The 7781-nt window shown below is 43.4% G+C and carries 7 protein-coding genes and 1 rRNA gene; 4 read left to right on the top strand and 4 right to left on the bottom strand.

Features of this window, described 5'->3' with window-relative positions:
- A 16S ribosomal RNA gene (locus NCI00_RS18080) occupies positions 1-202 on the bottom strand; the annotation flags it as partial.
- Between the two features lie 138 nt (positions 203-340).
- Here NCI00_RS18080 and NCI00_RS29595 point away from each other — a divergent pair.
- Positions 341-427, top strand: coding sequence for a cytochrome b6-f complex subunit PetN (locus tag NCI00_RS29595; protein WP_374758844.1), 87 nt, complete (start codon positions 341-343; stop codon positions 425-427).
- A 283-nt stretch (positions 428-710) separates the two neighbouring features.
- Here NCI00_RS29595 and NCI00_RS18075 read toward each other — a convergent pair whose 3' ends face one another.
- From NCI00_RS18075 to NCI00_RS18065, 3 genes are read right to left on the bottom strand one after another with little or no spacing between them, the layout of a single operon-like run.
- Complete coding sequence (locus tag NCI00_RS18075; protein WP_253529810.1) at positions 711-1067, bottom strand: hypothetical protein; 357 nt, start codon at positions 1065-1067, stop codon at positions 711-713.
- A gap of 48 nt (positions 1068-1115) precedes the next feature.
- A complete protein-coding gene (locus NCI00_RS18070) occupies positions 1116-1460 on the bottom strand; it encodes a carboxymuconolactone decarboxylase family protein (RefSeq protein WP_114068168.1) in 345 nt (114 codons plus the stop codon).
- 29 nt (positions 1461-1489) lie between these two features.
- Positions 1490-4177, bottom strand: a complete 2688-nt coding sequence (locus NCI00_RS18065) for an MGH1-like glycoside hydrolase domain-containing protein (RefSeq protein WP_253529809.1) — start codon at positions 4175-4177, stop codon at positions 1490-1492.
- A gap of 103 nt (positions 4178-4280) precedes the next feature.
- Between NCI00_RS18065 and NCI00_RS18060 the strand changes: the two genes are divergently transcribed.
- The 3 genes from NCI00_RS18060 (at position 4281) to NCI00_RS18050 (ending at position 7738) form a co-directional block, all read left to right on the top strand.
- On the top strand, positions 4281-5117 hold the full coding sequence (locus NCI00_RS18060) for a 5'-methylthioadenosine/adenosylhomocysteine nucleosidase (protein ID WP_253529808.1): 837 nt from the start codon (positions 4281-4283) through the stop codon (positions 5115-5117).
- A gap of 180 nt (positions 5118-5297) precedes the next feature.
- Positions 5298-6926 (top strand): acyl-CoA carboxylase subunit beta, encoded by a 1629-nt coding sequence (locus NCI00_RS18055; RefSeq protein WP_253529807.1) that lies wholly within the window; start codon positions 5298-5300, stop codon positions 6924-6926.
- A 29-nt stretch (positions 6927-6955) separates the two neighbouring features.
- Complete coding sequence (locus NCI00_RS18050; RefSeq protein WP_253529805.1) at positions 6956-7738, top strand: glycosyltransferase family 2 protein; 783 nt, start codon at positions 6956-6958, stop codon at positions 7736-7738.
- The last annotated feature ends 43 nt before the right edge of the window (positions 7739-7781 follow it).

The following is a 7781-nucleotide window of genomic DNA, read 5'->3' as shown; positions in this document are numbered from 1 at the left end:
GATAAATCTTTAGCAATATCTCCATGCGGAGTCCCTGCTTTATGCGGTATTAATCCCTGTTTCCAAAGGCTATTCCCCTGTGATAGGTAGGTTGCATACGCGTTACGCACCCGTACGACAGTGGCATTGCTGCCCCTTCGCCTTGCATGTATTAGGCCTGCCGCTAGCGTTCATCCTGAGCCAGGATCAAACTCTCCATCGTAAATTCTATTCAAATTGACTTTCGCAAGTCAGTTAATTGTACTGTTTACGCAATTTGTCGTTTTTTCTCACCAACCTGTCAAAGAACTTTCGCTTGTTAACTCCCAAGCATTGAGCTGAATCGCTTCCAGCTTATCCTATTTTAATCTTCTCTTTTTCCCTCGCCCTACTCGTTTGGGGTTGCAAAGGTCTGAACTTAAATCCACTTCTCCAAATATTATTTTAAGTTTTTTTAACCCCTAAAACCTATCCAGAACAACTTTTCTATCTTCTTTTCCCCCGCCCTCTCTGTTTGGGGTTGCAAAGGTCTTAATTCTATCTCAATTATCCAAATTTTATTTTAAAAAACTTTTGCTTTCAAAATTTTATTCGGACTAACTCCCCCGCACTCTCCGTTTGGGAGTGCAAAAGTACTGATAATTGTATACCATACAAAAATTAAGACCTATTTTTCTTTAAAAAAATATTCTATTTTATTGCAATGTACTGAAAAAGAGGGATATGTAATTTTAAAAAAAATCAAGTTCTTCTTTAAAATAGCGAATCACATGCATTTTTAACAGCGTTTCTTGAGAGATAAGACTGAAATGAGGTAGCTTTTCGACTACTTTCCAGTGAGGCCATCCATCTTTATCTAGCCCTTCCAATTCATAAAAACCCGAAAGACTCAATACTTTGCAGATAGCTATATGCATTAAATCCTGCTTTTGTTCTTTTGTAAACGTAATGGGGCCTTTCCCTAACTCTTGTACACCAATCAAAAACAGTACACCGTTTAAATCCGCAGGTCTCTTTCCAAGCACTTTTTCAAGTACATTGAGAAGTTCTTCCCACTCTTCGACTAACTGCTCATCCACATTTGTCATGTTTTATACGTTTAATTTGCTCCAGGAGCGCCAAAAAATAACGTTTATTTAGGGATTCTCGGATAAAGCATCCCAATACTCTACGGCTCGGCGGAGGTGAGGTATCACAATTGTACCACCGATAAGTGTTGCAATAGAAAATACTTCCTGAATCTGCGCTTCTGTTACACCAAGCTCTTTGCATTTGCCCAGATGGTATTTCACACAATCATCACAGCGAAGGACCATTGAACACGCCAGCCCCAACATCTCTTTTGTAGCTTCATCGAGATGCCCAGGAGCGTAGCAATTGGTATCAAGATTGAATATTCTCTTAATGACGAGATTATCGGAGTCCATAATACGGTCGTTCATCCGACTCCGATAATCATTGAATTGTTCTACTAATGACATACTGTATATATATAAGGTACAAAATTCACTTATTCGGGTGTTGTTTCGACAGAAGTGGGTAGGCTTCCATATTTGATTTTATGGACAGAGGTGTGTTCTATTAAATCCGCCACTAAGCCCGTCCAACCCGTTTGATGGGCCGCCCCTAAGCCTGCACCCGTATCTCCGTTGAAGTATTCGTAAAACAGATACAAATCTTTGAAGTGGGTATCTTCTTGAAACAACTCATTTCCAGTATAGACAGGAATATTTCCGAGCTTATCTCTACGAAATATACTAATAAGCCGCTCCGCGAGCGAAACCGCCGCTTCTTTCACCGTCATTACATTCCCCGAATTGGTAGGATATTCTATTTCATAATCATCACCATAGTAATTATAGAATTTCAATAGGGAGTCAATGATGAGAAAATTGAGAGGGAACCAAATCGGTCCACGCCAGTTGGAGTTGCCGCCAAAAATACTGCTATCAGATTCTGCGGGGGTATATTTTACCCTAAGAACTTCGCCGTTGACAAAAAATTCATAGGGATGTTCATCATGATATTTTGACAATGCCCGAATTCCATAATCAGAAAGGAACTCGGTTTCGTCAAACATGCGCTTTAGCAACATTTTCATCCGGTGCCCCCTCAGTAAAGCCAACAAATGTGACTCTCCTTTGCCCGGCTCGTGCCAACGCGAAATCAACGAGGCCAAATCTGGGCGGTTATTTAACACCCATTCTACGCGACGCTTAAAGTCAGGAAGTTTGGAAAGAAGTTCTTCATCCAAAATTTCAACAGCAAAAAGTGGAATCAAGCCCACCATCGAGCGTACTTTCAGCAGTTTACTTTTGCCGTCAGGGGTATGAAGTACATCGTAATAAAACTGGTCTTCTTCATCCCAAAGGCTGATTTTTTGATCTCCAAGGGATTTCATTGCCGCTGTAATGTGCAAAAAGTGCTCAAAGAATTTGGAAGCCATGTCCTGATACACTGGGCGCACCAACGAAATCTCACAGGCAATCCGGAGCATATTGAGGGTATACATTGCCATCCATCCAGTACCGTCGGCCTGTTCGAGGTGCCCTCCCGTAGGCAATTCGGCGCTTCTATCAAATACTCCAATATTATCGAGGCCTAAAAAGCCCCCCGCAAAAATGTTGTTTCCTTCGGCATCCTTACGGTTTACCCACCATGTAAAATTAAGGAGCAGTTTATGGAAAATCCGTTCTAGAAAGGCTACATCCCCAATGCCATTTAATTCCCGGTCAATTTCATATACTTTCCATGTAGCCCACGCATGTACGGGTGGATTAACATCCGAGAAATTCCATTCATACGCCGGAAGCTGGCCGTTGGGGTGCATATAATACTCCCGAAGAATTACCGCCAATTGACGTTTGGCAAAATAAGGGTCCAAACGAGAGAGCGTAACGGTATGGAAAGCCAAATCCCACGCAGCAAACCACGGATATTCCCACTTATCAGGCATCGAAAGGATATTCGCGGTATACATGTGTTTCCATGTAAGGTTGCGAGGGTAAGCCCGGCCTTTAAACTCAAATGGCATTTTAGGGTCGCCTTTGAGCCATTCATTTATGTTATAATAGAAGAACTGCTTATTCCAAAGCATCCCAGCAAAGGCTTGACGCTGAATGGTGCGCAGTTCAGGGTCGGTTACATTTTGCTGGAGGTCATCATAAAACTCATCGGCTTCCTCTTGACGTAGCTTAAATATTTCGTCAAAATCACTGAAAGCATTGGCCTGATTAGTTTGATTAGAAAAACGCAAACGAATCGAAACGCTTTCGCCCGCAGGAACTACTTTCTTAAAATGTCCAGCGGCTTTAGAACCTATCTGATTAGGATTTACATACTGTTTTTTACCCGTAACCACATAATTGTTGATTCCGTCTTTTGTGTACGGGTTCGCATTGGGCTTTCCAAAAATACGCTCACTGTTGGTTTCATTCTCGCAAAAAAGCAACTCATCAGCTCCTTCTAAAAACAGTTTATATTTCCCAAGTAAGCGGTGATTTACTTCTATTTGCCGATTGGCGATTCCATTTAATATCGGTTTATAATTAAATTGATCATACCCCCACGACCACGTATTTCGAAACCAAAGGGTCGGCAAAATGGTCAGTGGCGCATCTTCTGTATAACGGTTATGGGCCGTTATTTTGATGAGAATGTCATTTTCGTCAGCCTTTGCGTACTCAATAAATATATCAAAATAGCGATTGTCATTAAAAATACCCGTATCCACAATCTCGTATTCGGGCTGGAGGCGGTTGCGTTTACGGTTCTCCTCGGCGAGTTTGGCGTAAGGGAACGCCACCTGTGGATATTTGTAGAGCATTTTCATGTAAGAATGCGTAGGGGTACTATCTAAGTAGTAGTACAATTCCTTTACATCTTCGCCATGGTTTCCTTCGGGGCCAGTTACGCCATAAAAACGCTCTTTGATAATTGGGTCTTGGTGGTTCCAAAAACCAAAAGCCAAACAGATATGGCCTTTATTGTCGGAAATACCCCCAAGGCCATCTTCACCCCAACGATAAGAATAAGAGCGAGAGAGCTCATGAGAAATAAAGCCCCAAGAGTCTCCCCAGTAGCTATAATCTTCGCGAACGGTTCCCCATTGGCGTTCGGCCAAATAGGGGCCCCATTTTTTCCAACCTTTGTTATCGGCCCGCGCATGAATACGTTTTCTTTCGGCAGTATCTTTCATCGTAAGTTAAAGTGGGTTAACTGGGAATCCACAAAAATAGTGAATACCCAATACGTTTTTGTGCAAATTTGTACCAAATAAGCATTTATTAACCCTCATCGCTATGGTATTTAATTCTTTTTTACGCCAGAAGTTAATAATTCTTCTGATTATCGCCCCCTTTATGGCTGGTTTTGCGCAGATTTATCCCCATAAACCTGTCACGGCGTTGTTGGGCGCCATGGATGAAGAAATCGAATTATTACGTAATTCGTTACAAAAACCCAAGATGAAAATGGTTCATGGAATACCTTTTTACTATGGTAAAATCGGGAAGCACCGCGTTGTAATTGTAAAAACGGGAATCGGGAAAGTCAACGCAACCATGACTGCCGCCTTTTTACTCCAAAAATTTCACCCAGAGCGCGTTATATTCACTGGCATTGCAGGAGGGCTTCATCCTGATTTAAACCCTGGCGACATTGTTATCGGGAAACAAACATTGCAATACGATTTCGGGCAATTTACCAACGAGGGTCTCCAAACTGGGAAAACCCGCAACCCCATCAATCGTGAACTAAACCCTTTGTTTTTTCAAGCCGATTCTTTGTTGCTGGTTGCTGCGCAATCGGCCGCTAAAACCACAGATTTTCAAAAATTAGCTAATCAAGCCAAACTTCCTTATATCATAACAGGGACCATCGTCACGGGCGATTTGTTTGTTACCTCAGAAACAAAAGTCAACGACCTCCGTAAACAATTTAATGCCGATGCCACCGAAATGGAAGGCGCTGCCGTGGCCCAGTTATGTTGGCAACAGCAAGTGCCTTGTTTGGTCATCAGAAGTATGAGCGATAAAGCCGACAGCAAAGCGCGGGAAAGTATTGACAGTTTCAAAAAAACGGCCTCTTACAATTCGGCCCATCTTTTACTCAATATGTTATCTAAACTGCCTGATTAGTAAACTTTTTGCGCTTAATTTGCCGTTCAACCTTACCTAAAAAGGGGCTGTTTATCTTTAAAAGAAAGATGAAATGTTGTATCTTTCTTTTAAAACAACGCATATTTCAACCTTGTCTTAAACGTTATATACTGTATTCCCAATAATCAGCGTCTATCAAGCGCAAAATCTTCATCAATTATGACAAATCGTGAATTTCATCAACAACTGCTGGACCAACTCCAAAAACGATATGAACAAGTCAAACTTGGCGGTGGACAAAAAAACATTGAAAAACACAAGGCAAAAGGAAAACTAACCGCCCGCGAACGCATTGCGTACTTATTGGACAATGAAAATGATTTTGTAGAAATCGGTGCTTTTGTCGGCGACGGTATGTATGCCGAAGAAGGCGGCTGCCCGTCGGGCGGGGTGGTGATTGGAATTGGCAAAGTATCGGGTCGGCAGTGTGTGATTGTGGCCAATGACGCTACCGTCAAAGCGGGAGCGTGGTTTCCAATAACGGCCAAGAAAAACCTGAGGGCGCAGGAAATTGCCATTGAAAACCGTTTACCCATCATTTATTTGGTCGACAGCGCGGGCATTTACCTTCCCCTTCAGGCCGATGTTTTTGCTGATAAAGAGCACTTTGGGCGTATTTTTCGCAATAATGCCATCATGTCGTCCATGGGCATTTTGCAGGTAGCGGCCATTATGGGGAGCTGCGTGGCGGGGGGAGCCTATCTGCCGATTATGTCCGACGAAGCCCTGATTGTGGAAGGAACTGGTTCCATCTTTTTGGCAGGGCCGTACTTGGTCAAAGCCTCCATCGGCGAAGAAGTAGATGCCGAAACTTTAGGCGGAGCGTCTACGCATTGCGAAATCTCGGGCGTGACCGACAACAAATATCCTGACGACCCTTCTTGTTTGGATGCTATCAAACGTATTTTTGACAAAGTAGGTCACCACGAAACCGCTGGTTTTGGCCGTATTGCGCCTACTCCACCAGTCAAAAATCCCGATGAAATTTTTGACATTCTGCCCTCCGACCGCAATAAGCCGTATGATATGCGGGAAATTATTGAGCGGATTGTGGATAATTCAGAATTTGAGGAATATAAAAAGCTGTACGGGCAAACAATTCTCTGCGGATACGCCCGCGTAGAAGGTTGGGCGGTGGGCATCGTGGCCAATCAGCGCAAAATTGTGAAAGCAAAAAAAGGAAGCGGCACAGCCAACGAAATGCAAATGGGCGGCGTCATTTATTCAGATTCGGCCGACAAAGCCGCTCGGTTTATCATGACCTGCAACCAGAAAAAAATTCCGCTCGTTTTTCTGCATGATGTCACTGGTTTTATGGTGGGCAGTCGGTCCGAACAAGGCGGAATTATCAAAGATGGAGCCAAAATGGTGAACGCCGTTGCCAACTCGATTGTCCCCAAATTTACGTTTATTATCGGTAACTCTTACGGTGCCGGCAACTACGCCATGTGCGGAAAAGCCTACGACCCTCGGTTGATTTTTGCATGGCCCACGTCGCAATTGGCCGTGATGAGCGGGGCATCAGCTGCCAAAACGTTATTACAAATTCAGGTAGCAACGCTCAAATCCAAAGGCCAAACCATCACGCCCGAAGCCGAAAACGAACTATTGACCGAAATCACAGATCGCTATACTACGCAACTTTCCCCTTATTACGCTGCTTCTCACCTCTGGACCGACGGCATCATTCATCCTCTGGAAACCCGCCATATTATTGCCACGGGGATTGAAGCCGCCAATCACGCGCCGATTTCCAAATCATTCAGTGTAGGCGTCATTCAGACCTAAAAATCAAATTTTCAGGGCCTTCAGAGACTATGACAAAAAAATCTGCCGCCAATACCCCAAAAGTCACCATCATAATGCCCGTATACAACGGCGCAAAAACACTGGAACGAGCAGTCAGTTCAATTCTTAATCAAACCTATCACAATTGGCAGCTTCTTATACTGGACGACGGCTCTACTGATGAAACCATTGAGGTAGCAAACCGCTTTTGTGACATTCGGATTCAAGTATTGGCTGACGGCCAACATAAGGGTATTGCCGCGAGACTGAATCAGGCAGTTACCCGAGCCACTGGAAAATACATTGCCCGAATGGACTCGGATGATTTTTCTTATCCTGAGCGTCTTTCCAAGCAAGTAGAATTTCTGGAAACGCACCCTAGCGTTGATTTGGTAGGGACTCATATTCGTCTCCTCAACCGTGAAGGTCAAGACATAGGCACGCGTGTTTTCCCGAGCTGCCATGCCGAAATCACCGCCAAACCTTGGCTCAAAAGTATTTCAGTTGCCCACCCCACTTGGTGTGGCAAAACGGCGTGGTTTCAACAATGGAAATACCGAGACATTCTAAAAAACGAGGACCAAGATCTTCTGCTCCGTGCGCATGAATGCAGCACTTACGCCAATTTGCCCGAAATTCTATTAGACTATACTTTCATTTACTCCTTCCGCAAATCCCTTTTTTCCCGTTGGGGATCCGCTTTGATGATGCATCATTTTTATATACAAAAGAGGATACCTATTTGGTATACAATTAGCTTATTTTTTGTTTTTATTAAATTTTTCCGTGATTTTTTTATAAGAAGATGTTGACATACCGAAGACAATAGCGTCTAACGAGTAGACCTAAATTACT

This window comes from Runella salmonicolor (assembly GCF_024158025.1).
In the GTDB taxonomy this organism is placed as follows: domain Bacteria; phylum Bacteroidota; class Bacteroidia; order Cytophagales; family Spirosomataceae; genus Runella; species Runella salmonicolor.
This window is presented reverse-complemented; position numbering and strand designations above follow the sequence as displayed.

Bases quoted from the DNA above. Each gene is read 5' to 3' on its own strand.
- NCI00_RS18065 (WP_253529809.1), bottom strand. From the start codon at position 4,177: ATGAAAGATACTGCCGAAAGAAAACGTATTCATGCGCGGGCCGATAAC.
- NCI00_RS18060 (WP_253529808.1), top strand. From the start codon at position 4,281: ATGGTATTTAATTCTTTTTTACGCCAGAAGTTAATAATTCTTCTGATT.
- NCI00_RS18050 (WP_253529805.1), top strand. From the start codon at position 6,956: ATGACAAAAAAATCTGCCGCCAATACCCCAAAAGTCACCATCATAATG.
- NCI00_RS18075 (WP_253529810.1), bottom strand. From the start codon at position 1,067: ATGACAAATGTGGATGAGCAGTTAGTCGAAGAGTGGGAAGAACTTCTC.
- NCI00_RS18070 (WP_114068168.1), bottom strand. From the start codon at position 1,460: ATGTCATTAGTAGAACAATTCAATGATTATCGGAGTCGGATGAACGAC.
- NCI00_RS18055 (WP_253529807.1), top strand. From the start codon at position 5,298: ATGACAAATCGTGAATTTCATCAACAACTGCTGGACCAACTCCAAAAA.